General features: G+C 62.5%; 14 protein-coding genes. 7 read left to right on the top strand and 7 right to left on the bottom strand.

Going from position 1 to position 14,240, the window contains the following annotated elements:
- Positions 1 to 71 precede the first annotated feature (71 nt).
- From AC3WTO_RS03795 to AC3WTO_RS03770, 6 genes are all read left to right on the top strand, one after another.
- A complete protein-coding gene (locus AC3WTO_RS03795; RefSeq protein WP_492459349.1) occupies positions 72 to 833 on the top strand; it encodes an SDR family NAD(P)-dependent oxidoreductase in 762 nt (253 codons plus the stop codon).
- 94 nt (positions 834 to 927) lie between these two features.
- Positions 928 to 1,557 (top strand): hypothetical protein, encoded by a 630-nt coding sequence (locus AC3WTO_RS03790; protein WP_492459348.1) that lies wholly within the window; start codon positions 928 to 930, stop codon positions 1,555 to 1,557.
- A 198-nt stretch (positions 1,558 to 1,755) separates the two neighbouring features.
- Positions 1,756 to 2,007 (top strand): hypothetical protein, encoded by a 252-nt coding sequence (locus AC3WTO_RS03785; protein WP_492459347.1) that lies wholly within the window; start codon positions 1,756 to 1,758, stop codon positions 2,005 to 2,007.
- A gap of 242 nt (positions 2,008 to 2,249) precedes the next feature.
- On the top strand, positions 2,250 to 3,140 hold the full coding sequence (locus AC3WTO_RS03780) for a DMT family transporter (protein ID WP_492459346.1): 891 nt from the start codon (positions 2,250 to 2,252) through the stop codon (positions 3,138 to 3,140).
- Between the two features lie 69 nt (positions 3,141 to 3,209).
- Positions 3,210 to 4,118: a DMT family transporter gene (locus AC3WTO_RS03775; protein ID WP_492459345.1), complete on the top strand. Its 909-nt coding sequence runs from the start codon at positions 3,210 to 3,212 to the stop codon at positions 4,116 to 4,118.
- 276 nt (positions 4,119 to 4,394) lie between these two features.
- Complete coding sequence (locus AC3WTO_RS03770) at positions 4,395 to 6,614, top strand: AMP-binding protein (RefSeq protein ID WP_492459344.1); 2,220 nt, start codon at positions 4,395 to 4,397, stop codon at positions 6,612 to 6,614.
- A 34-nt stretch (positions 6,615 to 6,648) separates the two neighbouring features.
- On the opposite strand, the gene pssA is transcribed toward AC3WTO_RS03770, so the two are convergent.
- The 6 genes from pssA to AC3WTO_RS03740 form a co-directional block, all read right to left on the bottom strand.
- The gene (pssA, locus tag AC3WTO_RS03765) at positions 6,649 to 7,482 is read right to left on the bottom strand and encodes a CDP-diacylglycerol--serine O-phosphatidyltransferase (protein ID WP_492459343.1); all 834 of its coding nucleotides are present in this window, start codon (positions 7,480 to 7,482) and stop codon (positions 6,649 to 6,651) included.
- 10 nt (positions 7,483 to 7,492) lie between these two features.
- Positions 7,493 to 8,218, bottom strand: a complete 726-nt coding sequence (locus AC3WTO_RS03760; protein WP_492460028.1) for a phosphatidylserine decarboxylase — start codon at positions 8,216 to 8,218, stop codon at positions 7,493 to 7,495.
- Between the two features lie 129 nt (positions 8,219 to 8,347).
- On the bottom strand, positions 8,348 to 8,737 hold the full coding sequence (locus AC3WTO_RS03755; RefSeq protein ID WP_492459342.1) for a YciI family protein: 390 nt from the start codon (positions 8,735 to 8,737) through the stop codon (positions 8,348 to 8,350).
- 83 nt (positions 8,738 to 8,820) lie between these two features.
- Entirely contained in the window at positions 8,821 to 10,710 is a 1,890-nt protein-coding gene (locus AC3WTO_RS03750) for an ABCB family ABC transporter ATP-binding protein/permease (protein WP_492459341.1), read from the bottom strand.
- Between the two features lie 10 nt (positions 10,711 to 10,720).
- Positions 10,721 to 11,062 carry an ArsR/SmtB family transcription factor gene (locus tag AC3WTO_RS03745; protein WP_492459340.1) on the bottom strand — a complete coding sequence of 114 codons (342 nt, stop codon included), beginning with the start codon at positions 11,060 to 11,062 and terminating at the stop codon, positions 10,721 to 10,723.
- Between the two features lie 63 nt (positions 11,063 to 11,125).
- Complete coding sequence (locus tag AC3WTO_RS03740; RefSeq protein WP_492459339.1) at positions 11,126 to 12,451, bottom strand: LysM peptidoglycan-binding domain-containing protein; 1,326 nt, start codon at positions 12,449 to 12,451, stop codon at positions 11,126 to 11,128.
- Positions 12,452 to 12,567: 116 nt separating this feature from the next.
- Between AC3WTO_RS03740 and AC3WTO_RS03735 the strand changes: the two genes are divergently transcribed.
- Entirely contained in the window at positions 12,568 to 13,179 is a 612-nt protein-coding gene (locus tag AC3WTO_RS03735) for an LOG family protein (RefSeq protein ID WP_492459338.1), read from the top strand.
- 78 nt (positions 13,180 to 13,257) lie between these two features.
- Here AC3WTO_RS03735 and rarD read toward each other — a convergent pair whose 3' ends face one another.
- Positions 13,258 to 14,166 carry an EamA family transporter RarD gene (gene rarD / locus AC3WTO_RS03730; RefSeq protein WP_492459337.1) on the bottom strand — a complete coding sequence of 303 codons (909 nt, stop codon included), beginning with the start codon at positions 14,164 to 14,166 and terminating at the stop codon, positions 13,258 to 13,260.
- Positions 14,167 to 14,240: the final 74 nt, after the last annotated feature.

The following is a 14,240-nucleotide window of genomic DNA, read 5'->3' as shown; positions in this document are numbered from 1 at the left end:
GCGGGGTTTCGTTTGCGCGGATTTCGTCCTATCTGGTCGCGCTGACCGTTCTCGCCATATTGGATGACCGCATGACTGCTACTCCAGACCTCACCGGCCGCCTCGCGGTCGTCACCGGCGCTTCGCGCGGCATCGGTTACTTCATTGCCAAGCAAATGGCAGCTGCCGGCGCGCATGTCATCGCGGTAGCCCGGACCGTCGGGGGGCTCGAAGAGCTGGACGACGAGATCAAGGCGGAACATGCCCGCACCGGTAAAGGCGATGCGACGCTGGTGCCGCTTGATCTCGCCGACATGGCTGGCATCGACCGCCTGGGGGGTGCGATCCATGAACGCTGGGGCAAGCTCGACATCCTGGTCGCCAATGCCGGCGTGCTCGGCGTCATTGCCCCGATCGGCCATGTCGAAGCCAAGACCTTCGAGAAGGTGATCAACGTCAACGTCACCTCGACATGGCGACTGATCCGCTCGGTCGATCCGCTGCTGCGGCTTTCCGATGCGGGCCGCGCCATCCTGCTCTCATCAGGGGCTGCCCATTCGGCGCGCGCCTTCTGGGGTCCTTATGCTGCTTCCAAGGCCGCGCTCGAGGCTATGGGGCGTTCCTGGGCCGACGAGACCCGCAATTCGGCGCTGCGTGTCAACATGGTCGACCCCGGCGCAACACGCACCGCCATGCGCGCGCAGGCGGTACCCGGCGAAAACCCGGATACGCTCCCCCACCCTTCGGAGATTGCCGCACGCATCGTGCCGCTGGCGGGCCAGTCGGTCACCGAGACCGGCATGATTTTCCAGGCCAAGCACGATCGCTGGGTGTCTTACCAGATGCCGGCCTGAGACCAAGCCACTCGATAACCAAATCATGGTTGCGGGATGAATTCCCTCCCCGGTATCGTTGCAGCAAGCAGGGGCTGCACCGGGAGGGATTTCCATGCGCAATTTGCTTTTCCTGTCCGCAACCATGGCGATGCTCGTCGCGAGTACCGCCCATGCCCAGGACAAGACGATGAGTTTCTTCGTCACCAGCGTCGGTTCGGGCAAAGGCGCCGATCTTGGCGGGCTGGCCGGTGCGGACGCCCATTGCGGCAAGCTGGCTGACGCCGCCGGCGTAACTGGCAAGACCTGGCATGCCTATCTTTCAACCAAGGACGCGGATGCACGCGACCGCATCGGCAAGGGACCGTGGTTCAACGCCAAGGGCGAGAAAATCGCGGATGATGTCGCTACCCTGCACAGCGACAAGAACAACATCACCAAACAGACTGCGCTCGACGAAAAGGGCCAGGTCATCAATGGCCGCGGCGACAAGCCGAACCGTCACGATATCCTGACGGGTTCGAATCCCGACGGCACCAAGGCTGCCGACAAGACCTGCGGCAACTGGACACTGAGTGGAGGCGACGGGGTCGCCCTGATGGGCCACTCCGACCGTACCGGCCTGGATGATTCGGCGGCGGCCAAATCCTGGAACTCATCGCACGGCTCGCGTGGCGGCTGCAGCCAGGATGCGCTGAAAGGTACCGGCGGCGACGGATTGTTTTACTGTTTTGCAGCCGAATGATCGACCTCACTGCAACGGCGGAGATTTAAGCCACACTTAAATCCAAGTTCGGTTGCTGTGTTCACTTTTGAAGGCAGCGGGCTCCGAAGGTTGATTCAGCTTTCGGAGCCATGCGTCATGGGCGCGCTTTCACGTGCGGCCAAGACTTGCTAGGTTCCGTCAACTCATTCATTCCCAATCCCAAAGTGAGGACTTTCCATGTCATCGACCGTTGCTCTGGTCTGGTATCTCGTGGTTGCCGGCCCGCAAGGCGGCATGGTCGTGCTGCCCAGCACCTTCGACAACCGCGAGCAGTGTGCGGCGGCCATCACCGAATTCCAGAAGCAGCAGCCCGCCCCGACCGGCTGGACGGTCCAGTGTGTGCCGAGTGCCTCGCCTTATGCCGACATGGGTGACGACGAGCCCGGCGCCGAGCAGCAGCCCCAGCAGCCGGCGGCCCCCGCGCAATAATCTAAGCAGGCTTCGGCGCTGCAGCAATTTCAGGAAAAGTGTACCGGTTTTCCGTCCGGAATTGCCTAGACAAAAATTGGAGCGTTTCCGTGAAAAACGGAAACGCTCCAAGACTGCGCCAACGCAAGCATATGTCTGGCTCAGCAGCGCTGAACCAGCCTCTCGTGTAGCCTAGCGGCTACGGAGGGGCCTGGACCAATGACGATCCTGGCTCGGCCGCGCATTCCGCAACCGAGCTCACAATGACAGACGTCGTTCTCTCCGACACGCGCGACAAGGTGCTGGCCGGCATTCTGCTGACCAGCCTAGCCTATCTGCTGTTTTCGCTGCAGGACGCCTCGATCAAATTGCTGGTGACGACCGCCACGGTCTGGCAGATCCTGTTCATCCGCAGCGCCACGATCCTCGTGGGCTGTCTTGCAGCAGGCGGCAGCCGATTGGTCGTCGATTCGGCGCGTTCGCCGATCCTCAAATCCATGCTCCTGCGCAGCTTCCTCATCCTCGCGGCATGGCTTTGCTACTACACGGCTGCGAAAGACCTGCAGCTCGCCGAACTCACCACCATCTATTTCGCCGCACCAATCATCGTGACCGCGCTGTCGATCGTAATCCTGAAGGAAAAAGTCCCGCTGCTGCGTTGGACGGCAGTGCTGATGGGCTTCGGTGGGGTTTTCGTCGCCTGTGACCCTGCCAGCCTCGGCTTTTCGCTGCCCGTACTGCTGGTGCTGGCGGCGGCAGGGTTCTGGGGACTCTCAATCGTGCTGCTCAGCAAGGTTGCCACACAGGAGCGCACGACGGTGCAGCTCGTCCTCAACAATGCCTTCTTCCTGGTGATTGCCGGCGTGCCTATGCTTTGGACCTGGCAGACACCCGGCTGGCAGGAACTCCTCCTGATGATCGCCGTCGGCGCGCTTGGCGGGCTTGGCCAATATTTCCTGTTCGAGGGCATGAAGCGGGCACCGATCTCCATCATCGCTCCATTCGAATACACGGCCCTGCTCTGGGCCTTCGCACTTGGGTTCCTGATCTGGGGCGACGTACCGCGTGACGCCGTGTTTGTTGGAGCAGCCATCATCGTGCTTGCCGGTCTCGTCGTCGTCGCCAGCGAACGCTTCCGCAAACCGGCCGCTTGACGACGACATTCCTGTCAGAAGGCTGTCAGGAGCCCGGCGCTAACATGATCAGCGCGGGAGAGAATCGACATGGTGCAAGCGAACGAGGCTGACGGGAAGCGCGCACTGGGGATCCTGCTGGTGGCCGGCTCTGCAATCGTGTTCGGCCTCAGCGGCGTGCTGACCAAATCGATCGCCGCCGACGCGCTGACGGTGACCTGCTGGCGCGGGTTTGTCGGTTTCCTGCTGATCGGAGCCTATGTGCGCTGGCGACCCGGGCAGGCCGGCCGGCGTCCCGACATGCGGCTTGGCTGGCGGGGCTGGCTGTTGGCCATCGAAGGCGCCGCCGCCAGCATCGCCTTCATCTCGGCCTTCAAATTCACCTATGTCGCCAATGTCGCTGTGATCTATGCGACGGCGCCGTTCGTGACCGCCCTGCTCGCCTGGGCCCTGGTGCGGGAACCGTTCCGGCTGCCGACCATGGCTGCAGCTGTCCTGTCGCTGGCCGGTGTTGCGCTCATGGTGCATTCCGGCCTCGGCACCGGCAAGGTTTTCGGAGATGGGCTGGCGCTGTTGATGACAATCGGCAGTTCACTCTACATGATCATGGTTCGCGGTTTCCGCGATACACCCGTTGTCTGGGCCGGTGCCGTTTCGTCGCTGCTGCTGTTCCTGTTCGGCTGGCTGGTTACCGATCCCCTGGCCGTCAGCCGCCAGGATGCTCTCCTGCTTGTCGTTTTCGGTGCGGCCTTTGCGTTGGCCTCGGTGCTGTGGACCGAAGGCAGCAGATTGATCCCCGCTCCGGAATCGGCGCTGCTCGGTGCCGCTGAGATCCCATCGGCCGTCCTGTTCGCCTGGCTTTTCCTATCCGAGATACCACCCTATGCCAGCCTCATCGGCGGTGCGATCGTGCTCGCCGCTGTCCTCGCCCATGGCTGGCATGACTGGAGTGTCGCGCAACGCCTGGCACAGCTTTCCACAGGTAAGGCTGTAAAATAGTTGCGTTGTCATGGAACCATCATGGAGCCCAAGCATTATCGATGAGCGGGCCATGCTCTAGTCCCCCCAACCCCTCGGCCCGTCCCCCTCCAGCCGACCTTATGGTCGGCTTTTTCTTGGGCAAGACTTCGCCGTCCCGTTTCGCCCTGGCTTCCCGTTTCGCATTGACCTTGATGCCACTTTCGATAGGGTCTGCGCGGTGCGGACGGCAACCGGATCGCATGGAGCGTCCGAACGGGCGCGCGACACCCTGAACTGTGTTGGGAGTGACGCGGTATGATTTTGGCTGTTGCCCTTTTCGCAGCTCTCGCGGCCGCTTGGCTGATCATCGCAACCATCGAAAAAGTCCGCCTGCGGCTGAGCTTCGCCCAGGCGTTTCTCTACACACCGTTCAAGCTTGCTTACCGCATCAGCGATCACAAACTCAGGATCGCCCACGGCGCCGACGCTCCTGTGATCTATGCGATCGTGCATCAGTCGAAGCTTGATCCGGCCTTGATGCTGTCATTGTTGCCAGAGAACACGCTGCATATCCTCGATGAAACCTCCGCGCGCTCGTTCTGGCTGGAACCCTGGCGCGAACTCGCCCGTACCATCGCCTTCAATGCCGAGCATGTCTTTGTCAGCCGGCGCCTGGTGAGGGTCCTGAAGGGACGCGGTCGCCTCGCCGTCTATTTTCCGGACGCCATCGAACCCGATGTGAAATCTTTCCGGCTCTACCGCGCGGTATCGCGCATCGCCCTTCAGGCCGACGCCCGTATCGTGCCGATCTTCATCGGTGGCGCGCGCTGGCTACCCAATTCATTCACGCCTGCCGAACAGGCTCCGCGCAGCCTCTTTCCAAAGCTCACGATCAGCGTCATGCCGCCCATGACACTTGAGCAGCTGGCGGCACGCGATGGAGAGCCCGCGCGAAATCGCGGCAACGCCTTGTTCGACTACGTCGCAGAAGCGCGTTTCGGCGCCACCGATCTCAACCGCAGCCTGTTTCAAGCGGCGCGCGATGCTGCCGACCGCTTCGGCACCTCCCATCCGGTCATCGAAGACGTGGTCGGTGGAACGCTCGGCTACCGGACACTCTTTGCCGGCGCCCGCGTCTTCGGTCAGCGCGTCGAGGCTCGCACCGCGCCCGGCGAGGCCGTGGGCCTTCTGCTGCCCAACACGAACGCCATGGTGATCTCGCTGCTGGGAATGTGGTCGTCTGGCCGGGTGGCTGCGATGATCAACTACACGGCGGGTCCGGCCAATGTGACGTCGGCGGTGCGCACCGCGATGATCCACACCGTGGTCTCCTCGCGCGCGTTCATCGAAAAGGCATCCCTTGCCGACGTTGTCGCTGCCGCCGAAGAAGGCGGTGCCAAATTCCTGTGGCTCGAGGACATTCGCGAAACCACGTCCAGCGTCGAAAAGCTTGCCGCAGCCGCCCTCTGGCGGTGGCCGCTGCAGCCACAGGATGCCCAAAAGCCGGCAGTGATCCTGTTCACATCCGGCTCGGAAGGGCAGCCGAAAGCCGTCGTGCTCTCCAACAGCAACCTGGTGGCCAACGCGATGCAGGCCGAGGCGCGCCTTTCGCTTTCGCCAAAGGACATGCTGCTCAACGTATTGCCGGCCTTCCATTCGTTCGGCCTGACCTGCGGCGTCATCCTGCCGCTGCTGAGCGGCATGAGGACGTTCCTCTATCCCTCGCCGCTGCACTACAAGATCATCCCCGAAATCGCTGGCAAGAAGCATCCTACCGCAATGCTCGGCACGGACACCTTCCTGGCAAACTATGCACGCCACGCCGGTGACGGTGACTTCTCCAGCCTGCGTTTCATCGTGGCAGGCGCCGAACCGGTGAAGCCGGAGACACGCCGTACCTATCGCGACCGCTTCCAGGCCGAGATCGTCGAGGGTTTTGGCCTGACGGAGGCTGCCCCCGTCGTCGCGGTCAACACCGCCATCCACAGCCGTGACGGCACGGTCGGCAGGCTGCTGCCAGCCATTCGCATGCGCCTCGACGCTGTCGAGGGCGTCAAGGATGGCGGCAGGCTGTGGCTGGCCGGACCGAACATGATGATGGGCTACATGACCGCGGACCGGCCGGGGGAGTTGCAGAAGCTGGAGAATTGGCACGACACCGGCGACATCGTCTCCGTCGACCGGGATGGCTTCATCACCATCCGCGGGCGCGCCAAGCGTTTTGCCAAGATCGCCGGAGAGATGGTGTCGTTGGGGGCTGTCGAGATGCTTGTGCGGTCGCTCTGGCCGGAAGACAACCATGCCGCCGTGGCCGTGCCAGACAAGCGGCGGGGCGAACGTATCGTGCTGGTGACCACCGCCGACGATGCTGACCCTGAGGATCTGCGCAAATTCAGCAAACAGCACGGCGCGGCCGAACTTATGGTGCCGCACGACATCGTCAAGGTCGACGCCCTGCCGGTCCTGGGATCCGGCAAGACCGATTATGTCGCCGCGCGAAAGCTGGCGATGGAGCAACTGGGGCTTGCCGTGTGACGCTTCCTGGGTTCTCCGAGCTGACGATTGCGGCTCAGCCTTCGCCCTCAATCCCCTTGTGATCCACATCCGGCGGCAGGATGGCCTCGCCTTCCTTCTTGGCGCGGCGCGAATAGGCCAGCACGCTGAAGGGCAGGAAAACCAGATAGGCCGCAACCGATGCCGTCAGCGTGTGCCACGGGTAGCTGACCAGCAGCAGCACATAGAGCACGACGGCCAGGATCACCGGCAGCACGCGATCGCCCGGAATCTTGAGGCTCTTGCCGGAATAGACCGGCAGTCGGCTGACCAGCAGGAAGGCGATCAACACGGTGAAAGCGACGCCCGCGAAGGCGATCGGCCGTGTCGGCTGCATGCCCAGGAACGACAGGTAAAGGGGCAACAAGACAAGCACAGCCCCCGCCGGCGCCGGCACGCCGACAAAATAATCAGCCTGCCAGGCTGGCCGGTCGGTCTGCTCGTCGAGCACGTTGAAACGCGCCAGCCGCATGCCGCAGGCGATGGCAAACAGCAGTGCGGCAATCCAGCCCGGCGAACCTGCCCTGTCGAGCAGATAGGCATAGAGGACCAAAGCCGGCGCGACACCGAAATTGACGATGTCTGCCAGCGAATCCATCTGCGCACCGAACTTCGACGTCGCCTTCAGCAATCGCGCCAGGCGACCGTCGATGCCGTCGAGAAAGGCGGCGATCAGCACCATGACCACCGCGGTCTCGAAACGGTTTTCGAAAGCGAAACGAATGCCCGAAAGACCGGCGCAGATCGCCAGAACGGTCACCAGGTTCGGCAGGACCATGCGCAGCGGGATCTCGGTGATACGCGGTCCACCGTGACCATGCGGTTCGAACTTCTTGAAGGGAGCGCCCATCGCGCCGTCCTTACGAGATGCGCACCAGCGGCGCCGCCTGTGCGCCGCCGAATTCGGCAATGATGGTTTCTCCGGCAACCGCGGTCTGGCCAACGGCGACGCGCGGCGCGGCATTGGCAGGCAGGAAGACATCAACCCGCGAGCCGAAACGGATCAGCCCGAAACGCTCACCAACAGCCAGCGTACCGCCGGCATCGGCCCAGCAGACGATACGTCGTGCCACCAGGCCGGCGATCTGCACCGCAGCCACTGTACCGTTCGGGCTTTCGATGACGAGACCGTTGCGCTCGTTCTCCTGGCTCGCCTTGTCGAGTTCGGCGTTGAGGAACTTCCCCGGCCGATGCTCGATACGCGTAACGCGGCCGCGCACGGGAGCACGGTTCACATGGCAGGAAAACACATCCATGAACACCGAAATGCGTGTCATTTCGGTTGTACCGAGGCCAAGTTCACGCGGCGGCACGGCTGGCCCGACCGCCGAGACGACACCATCGGCCGGGCTGACGACAAGGCGGTCATCGACCGGCGTCACACGCTCCGGATCGCGGAAGAAATAGGTGCACCAGGCGGTCAGGATCAGGCCGATCCAGAACAGCGTCGAAGAAAAATAGCCAAGCAGCAGCGTGGCCGCAGCAAAACCCGCGATGAACGGGTAGCCTTCGCGATGGATCGGAACGAACGCGTTCTTGACCGTGTCGACAAGATTCATCGGGCTGGGGGCGGCTCCGTTTCGGATGCGCCTCTCTACCGGAAAGCGCCTGTCATCGCAACGCGCCAAAGCCGCGCGGGCCACAGCCGCCACTGAAATGCAGCTGCGAACGCTCCGATGTCCCTCAGCTCATCAGGCTAAAGGATTGAGATCCCTCTAATTTTCTTCGGCTTGCGTAACCGGGAATGGAACACCCGGCAAATAGACCGGAACGGGCCGGATCTCATAGACCGCAGTCGGATTGGCGCTGCGAAGGCTGCGGGCGGCTTCGACGGCTTCCTCGCGGGTCGCACAGTTGATGACATAGAATCCAAGCAACTGTTCCTTGGTCTCGGCGAATGGTCCATCGATGACCATGCCCGCTCCCGGTCCACGCAAGGTGAAGGCACCTTCCGTAGGCCCGAGCCGTGCGGCTGGGCCCAGTTTGCCCTCCGCAAGCAGTCTGTCACGCACAACGGCGAGATCCGCCATCACGACAGCGTCCTCGTCCGGTGTCCAGGATTCGACCACGCCCGAAGCGTGGTAAGCGAGAATGGCGTAAAGCATCGGTTCCCCAGATTTTTCGCGGTGTACATGCCCGCTATCGATGCGCACCCGGGCCTTCTACAGGTATAGCGCGGATATCTTTCCTACGACACTTCTTCCGTGCGCCTGCGCACGACGACGCCGAGATCGTCCGTCTCGCGGGCGATGCGCAGACGTTCTTCCGCCTCCGTGGCTTCGCGCTGGCGATCCCACATCGAAGCGTAGAGGCCATTCTGCCTGAGCAGATCGGCATGCCTGCCGCGTTCGGCGATCTGGCCATCCTTCAACACGATGATCTCGTCCGCCGAAATCACGGTCGAGAGACGATGCGCGATGACGATGGTGGTGCGATCCTTGGAGACCAGGTCGAGCGCAGCCTGGATTTCCTGTTCGGTATGGCTGTCCAGGGCGGATGTCGCCTCGTCGAGAATGAGGATCGGCGGTGCCTTGAGGATGGTACGGGCGATCGCGACACGCTGTTTCTCACCACCCGAGAGCTTCAGCCCGCGTTCGCCGACCATGGTGGCATAACCGTCCGGCAGGCGTTCAATGAAGGGGCCGATCTGGGCCAGCTCCGCTGCGCGGCGGACCTCATCCTCGCTGGCATCCATGCGGCCGTAGCGGATGTTGTAGGCAACGGTATCGTTGAAGAGCACGGTGTCCTGCGGCACCATGCCAATGGCAGAGCGCAGGCTTTCCTGGGTAACGTCGCGCACGTCCTGGCCGTCAATCAGCACAGCGCCCGACTGCACGTCATAGAACCGGAACAACAGCCGCGAAATCGTCGACTTGCCGGCGCCGGACGGCCCGACAATGGCGACCGTCTTGCCCGCCGGCACCTCGAAGCTGACGCCTTTCAGTATCTTGCGGTTGGGATCGTAGGAGAACTGCACATCACGGAATTCGACGCTCCCGCTGCCGATGGCGAGCGGCCTGGCGTCTGGCTTGTCCACCACCTCCTGCTTGACACCGAGCAGGTCGAACATGTGTTCGATATCGGTCAGTCCCTGGCGGATTTCGCGATAGATGAAACCGATGAAATTGAGCGGTACAGAGAGCTGGATCAGCATGGCGTTGATGAACACGAAGTCGCCGATGGTCTGCGTCTTGTTCATCACCTCATAGGCCGACATGCACATGACGACCGTGGTGCCCAGGCCATAGATGACGCCCTGGCCGAAGTTCAGCCAGCCAAGCGATGTCCAGATGCGGGTGGCGGCGGTCTCGTAGCGCGCCATCGAGCGATCGAAGCGCTGGGCTTCCATCGCCTCATTGCCGAAATATTTGACCGTCTCGAAATTGAGCAGCGAGTCGATTGCCTTGGTGTTGGCATCGGTGTCGCTGTCGTTCATGTCTCGGCGAATACCGATGCGCCAGTCACTGGCCCGCACCGTGAACCAGACATAAAGCGCGACGGTGACGGCAACGACGGCGACATATTTCCAGCCATAGGTGAAGGCGAAGATGGCGGCCGTCAGCGCGAACTCGAGCACGGTCGGCGCCGTGTTGAGCATGATGAAGCGCACAATGGTCTCGATGCCCTTCGTGCCGCGTTCGATGATGCGCGACAGCCCACCGGTGCGCCGCTCCAGATGGAAACGCAGCGACAGCTGATGCATGTGTACGAACGTGCGGAAAGCAAGCTGGCGCACGGCGTGCTGGCCGACGCGCGCAAACAGGGCGTCGCGCAACTGGTTGAACCCGAGCTGCACCAGGCGCAGGAAATTGTAGGCGATGACAAGAGCAATCGGCGCGAGCAGGATCGCCGGCAGCGGCGGGTTGTATTGTCCGGTGCCGGCCAGGGCGTCGGTGGCCCATTTGAAGAAATAAGGACCTGCAACCAGCACCAGCTTGGCAATGACCAACAGCAAGGTGGCCCAGGTGACACGCCAACGCAAGTCGGGCCGGTCGGCCGGGTACATGTAGGGCCACAGATTGCGCAGCGTCTGGAAGGTGGTGCCGGTATCGGCGGCGGAAACGGTCTTTTCGGCCACTGTTCTTGCCTTATGAAATCGATTCGGCTGTACGGCGACAGGCTTCGACCAGCGCGGTGACGGATGCCGAGACGTGGGCCAGCGCCTTGTGGTCGACCTCATAGCGCGAACGCTGCCGGTCGGGCGTGAAGCGAACCAGCCCTGCCTCGACGAGGATCTTCAGATGTTGGGAAACGGTCGACTGCGCGAGGTCGAGATGATCAACCACCTCGCCGCAACAACAGGAGTGGCTGGCGGACAGGCACTTCAGGATTTCGATCCGCGCAGGATGCGACAGCGCCGCAAATTTTGCGGCGACGGCGCGCGTATCGACGGGATGGCCTAAGCCACAAAGTTCAAGCGGAGATTCCATAGTTCATCGTCGATAGACGATGGACCAATTTTGCGCAACCTGGCCAGATGGACGAAACGAATTCTATTCGGCGACGGTTGCCTGGTCGCCCAATGTCTTCATGTCGGCAGTTTCGCCTTCCTTCGACTTCTGCGGCACCTTGAAAACCTGCCCCGGCCAGATGCGGTCCGGATTGCTGATCTGCTGCTGATTGGCGAGGTAGATGGTCGAATAGCGCACGCCGTGCCCGTAGACCCGACGCGAGATGCGCCAGAGTGAATCGCCACGACGGATGATGACGGCGTGGTCGACCTGCTCAAGCTTCGGCGCAACGGTGGTCGGAGCCCTGTCGGCCGATGCCGTGTCCTGCTGCGGCGCTGCCGATGTCTCCGAGGCAGAAGGAGCGACAGCAGCGACAGCTTCGCCGGGCTCGCGCTGGAACGGCACTGTAGCCCGGGCGATCACCTTTGAACCGTCGGCATCCAAGAGATCGACCCGAACGGTGTAGTCTCCGACCGGCAGGTCGCGCGTCGCCTCGACCAGGTACTGTCCCTTTTCAGAGACGACGGCCTCACCGAGAAGAATTTCGTTGGCGTAGGCGCGAACCTTGCGGCCCGGATCGGCAGTGCCCGCGACGAAGACATTGCCGCCGTCGATCTCGACGGCCCCGACTGCGACCTTCGCTGCACCCGGCGCCGGCTGGGCTGCCGACTCGGTCGCAGCGGAAGCCGTTGCCTGCGGAGTCGTTGCCGGAGCGGATGCTGCCTGCTGGCCGGTGGCTTCACCGCCGGATTTCTCTTCAGGCTTTGGCACGGCCAGCAGGGTTGCGGCTTTGCCCGGCTCCTCGACAAGCGCGAGGACCTGCCCATTCGCTTTCTCGGGGATCGCAACGACGGCGGTCTGTGCGGACGGAACGACGATGTTGGACGGCGAGGTCGAGCGCAACTGCAGCTGGTAGTTCCCAGGCTTCAGCGGGTCGTTCAGGACGATTGCGAAGTCGCCATCCGGTCCTGCCTTGGTGGTTCCGAATACGGTGGCGCCTTGCACGACGTCGACCTTGGCGTTCGGAGCGGCCTTGCCGGCAACAACGACAGAGCCGTCACCTTCGGCGCGCACCACATCAAAAGTGGGCGCAACAGGGCCGGTCGCCGCCGGCGCAGGTTCGGCCGGCTTATCAGGCGCCGGTGCCACCGCGGCCTGCTGTTCAGCGGGCTGCTGCGCCGCGGGCTGTTGTATCGTTGCTGGCTGGTTTGCGGGCTGCTGTGCCGCAGGCGGCTGAACAGCTGCGATCTGAGCCGGCGGCGTGGTTTTCAGGTACGGGTCGAGCGCGCCGGAAACATAGGCCACACCAGCCACCGCCGCCGCGCCACCTCCTGCAAATAGCAATGCCCTGACAAGCGCCGTTGTCATATCCTTATAGCCCCCTTAGCCACCTACAATCGGTCTAACTGCTTTTGGCGGAATCGACAAGAAAAAGCCCACCTCAAGGCTTGACCGGACCTGCAGACGGCATCACCAATCCAATCATGAACACGATTCGATCCGTCTGTGTTTATTGCGGCTCGTCAACCGGTCGCGATGGCATCTATCTCGAAGCCGGCCGTCAGCTCGGCCAATCCCTTGCCCGTTCAGGCCTGCGCCTGGTTTACGGCGGCGGAACCAAGGGCATCATGGGCGCGGTTGCCGAAGGCACCATGCGTTCTGGCGGCAAGGTCATGGGCATCATTCCGCGCTTCCTGATGAACAGGGAGGCGACGGAAAGCGCGCTCGACCGGCTGCATGAGCTGGTCGTCACCGAGAACATGCACCAGCGCAAGCACAGGATGTTCGAAGAATCCGACGCGTTCGTGGCGCTGCCAGGTGGAATCGGCACGGTCGAGGAAATCGTCGAGATCATGACCTGGGCGCAGCTCGGTCATCATCGCAAGCCGATCGTGTTCGCCAACATCAAGGGCTTCTGGGACCCGATGCTGGCCTTGATCGACCATATGGCGGCTGAGGGCTTCATCCACACGGCTCATAATGTGAAGCCTCTGGTTGTGGAGGATCCCGACAAGATTGTCGCGACCATTCTAGCGACGGGCGCTGCCGTCGACGCGCCAACAAGCGGCGTCGCTTCCGTCATCGACAAGATGTAAGTGGGCCGCGGCTGACTGCCGGAGCGTTTCCGTTTTCGACGGAAACGCGGAAACACCCCTGCTCTTTCCCGAAGTGGATCAGCCGCGCCGGCTGGCAGCCAGCATCGACCATGTGTAGATGGCCAGCGCAGCCCAGATGAGGCCGAAGGCCACGGCTTTCGTCGTGTCGAACGGCTCGCCGAAAATAAAGACGGCGATCAGGAAGACGATGGTCGGCGCGATGTATTGCATGATGCCGATGGTCGAGAGCCGAAGCAGCTTGGCGCCGAAGGCAAAGAGCAGCAGCGGGACGGCGGTGACGATGCCACTGCCCATGAACAGCAGCGTGTCCGTCGTGTTGCCGGTCGCGAAATGCCCTTCCCCCTTCAACGCCAGCCAGACGATATAGGCCAGCGACGGAATGGAGAGGAGCAGCACTTCCAGCAGGAAACCCTGGCTCGGGCCGATCGGCAGCGTCTTGCGAAAGAACCCGTAGGCCGCAAAGGAGAAGGCCAGGGCCAGCGAAACCCAGGGCAAAGTCCCGCTTTCAACGGTCAGCACAATCACAGCGATTGCCGCCAGCGCCACTGCCACGATCTGCAGGCGGTTCAGCCGTTCCCCAAGCAGCAGCGCGCCAACCAAAACATTGACGAGCGGATTGATGTAATAGCCGAGCGCGGTCTCTACCGTGCGATCAACGGCGATCGCCCAGACGTAGATGCTCCAGTTGACCGTGATCAACGTCGCCGTCAGCGCAGCCATCGCCAACATGCGCGGCGAACGCAGCGCAATTTTGAAGTCGGCGGTGCGGCCAAGCCAGATCAGTACGATCGCCGCGATCGGCACGGACCAGATGATGCGATGTGCGATGACCTCGGCCAGCGGCAGATGGGCTACGGCCTTCATGTAGAAGGGCAACAGCCCCCACAGGAGATAGGCGCCCAGAGCCAGGAAAAAGCCACGACGGGCGCCTGCTTCGGTTTCGATTGGTACAGTCTGGGTGGTCATGGCCCAAAGCTATGCGCCAGCGAACGCGCCAAGACCATCAACAAATTCTGATGCATTGTGGATTTTCGCTGATG

This window comes from Mesorhizobium sp. EU05-FHT14A09 (assembly GCF_058790995.1).
Note: the sequence above shows the minus strand (reverse complement) of the source record. Positions and strands in the feature narration are given on the sequence as shown.

Excerpts from the sequence above, each read along its gene's own strand:
- AC3WTO_RS03790 (WP_492459348.1), top strand. The coding sequence starts at position 928 with ATGCGCAATTTGCTTTTCCTGTCCGCAACCATGGCGATGCTCGTCGCG.
- AC3WTO_RS03755 (WP_492459342.1), bottom strand. The coding sequence starts at position 8,737 with ATGCTTTACGCCATTCTCGCTTACCACGCTTCGGGCGTGGTCGAATCC.
- rarD (WP_492459337.1), bottom strand. The coding sequence starts at position 14,166 with ATGACCACCCAGACTGTACCAATCGAAACCGAAGCAGGCGCCCGTCGT.
- AC3WTO_RS03740 (WP_492459339.1), bottom strand. The coding sequence starts at position 12,451 with ATGACAACGGCGCTTGTCAGGGCATTGCTATTTGCAGGAGGTGGCGCG.
- AC3WTO_RS03775 (WP_492459345.1), top strand. The coding sequence starts at position 3,210 with ATGGTGCAAGCGAACGAGGCTGACGGGAAGCGCGCACTGGGGATCCTG.
- AC3WTO_RS03770 (WP_492459344.1), top strand. The coding sequence starts at position 4,395 with ATGATTTTGGCTGTTGCCCTTTTCGCAGCTCTCGCGGCCGCTTGGCTG.
- AC3WTO_RS03745 (WP_492459340.1), bottom strand. The coding sequence starts at position 11,062 with ATGGAATCTCCGCTTGAACTTTGTGGCTTAGGCCATCCCGTCGATACG.
- AC3WTO_RS03785 (WP_492459347.1), top strand. The coding sequence starts at position 1,756 with ATGTCATCGACCGTTGCTCTGGTCTGGTATCTCGTGGTTGCCGGCCCG.
- AC3WTO_RS03795 (WP_492459349.1), top strand. The coding sequence starts at position 72 with ATGACTGCTACTCCAGACCTCACCGGCCGCCTCGCGGTCGTCACCGGC.
- AC3WTO_RS03735 (WP_492459338.1), top strand. The coding sequence starts at position 12,568 with ATGAACACGATTCGATCCGTCTGTGTTTATTGCGGCTCGTCAACCGGT.
- pssA (WP_492459343.1), bottom strand. The coding sequence starts at position 7,482 with ATGGGCGCTCCCTTCAAGAAGTTCGAACCGCATGGTCACGGTGGACCG.
- AC3WTO_RS03780 (WP_492459346.1), top strand. The coding sequence starts at position 2,250 with ATGACAGACGTCGTTCTCTCCGACACGCGCGACAAGGTGCTGGCCGGC.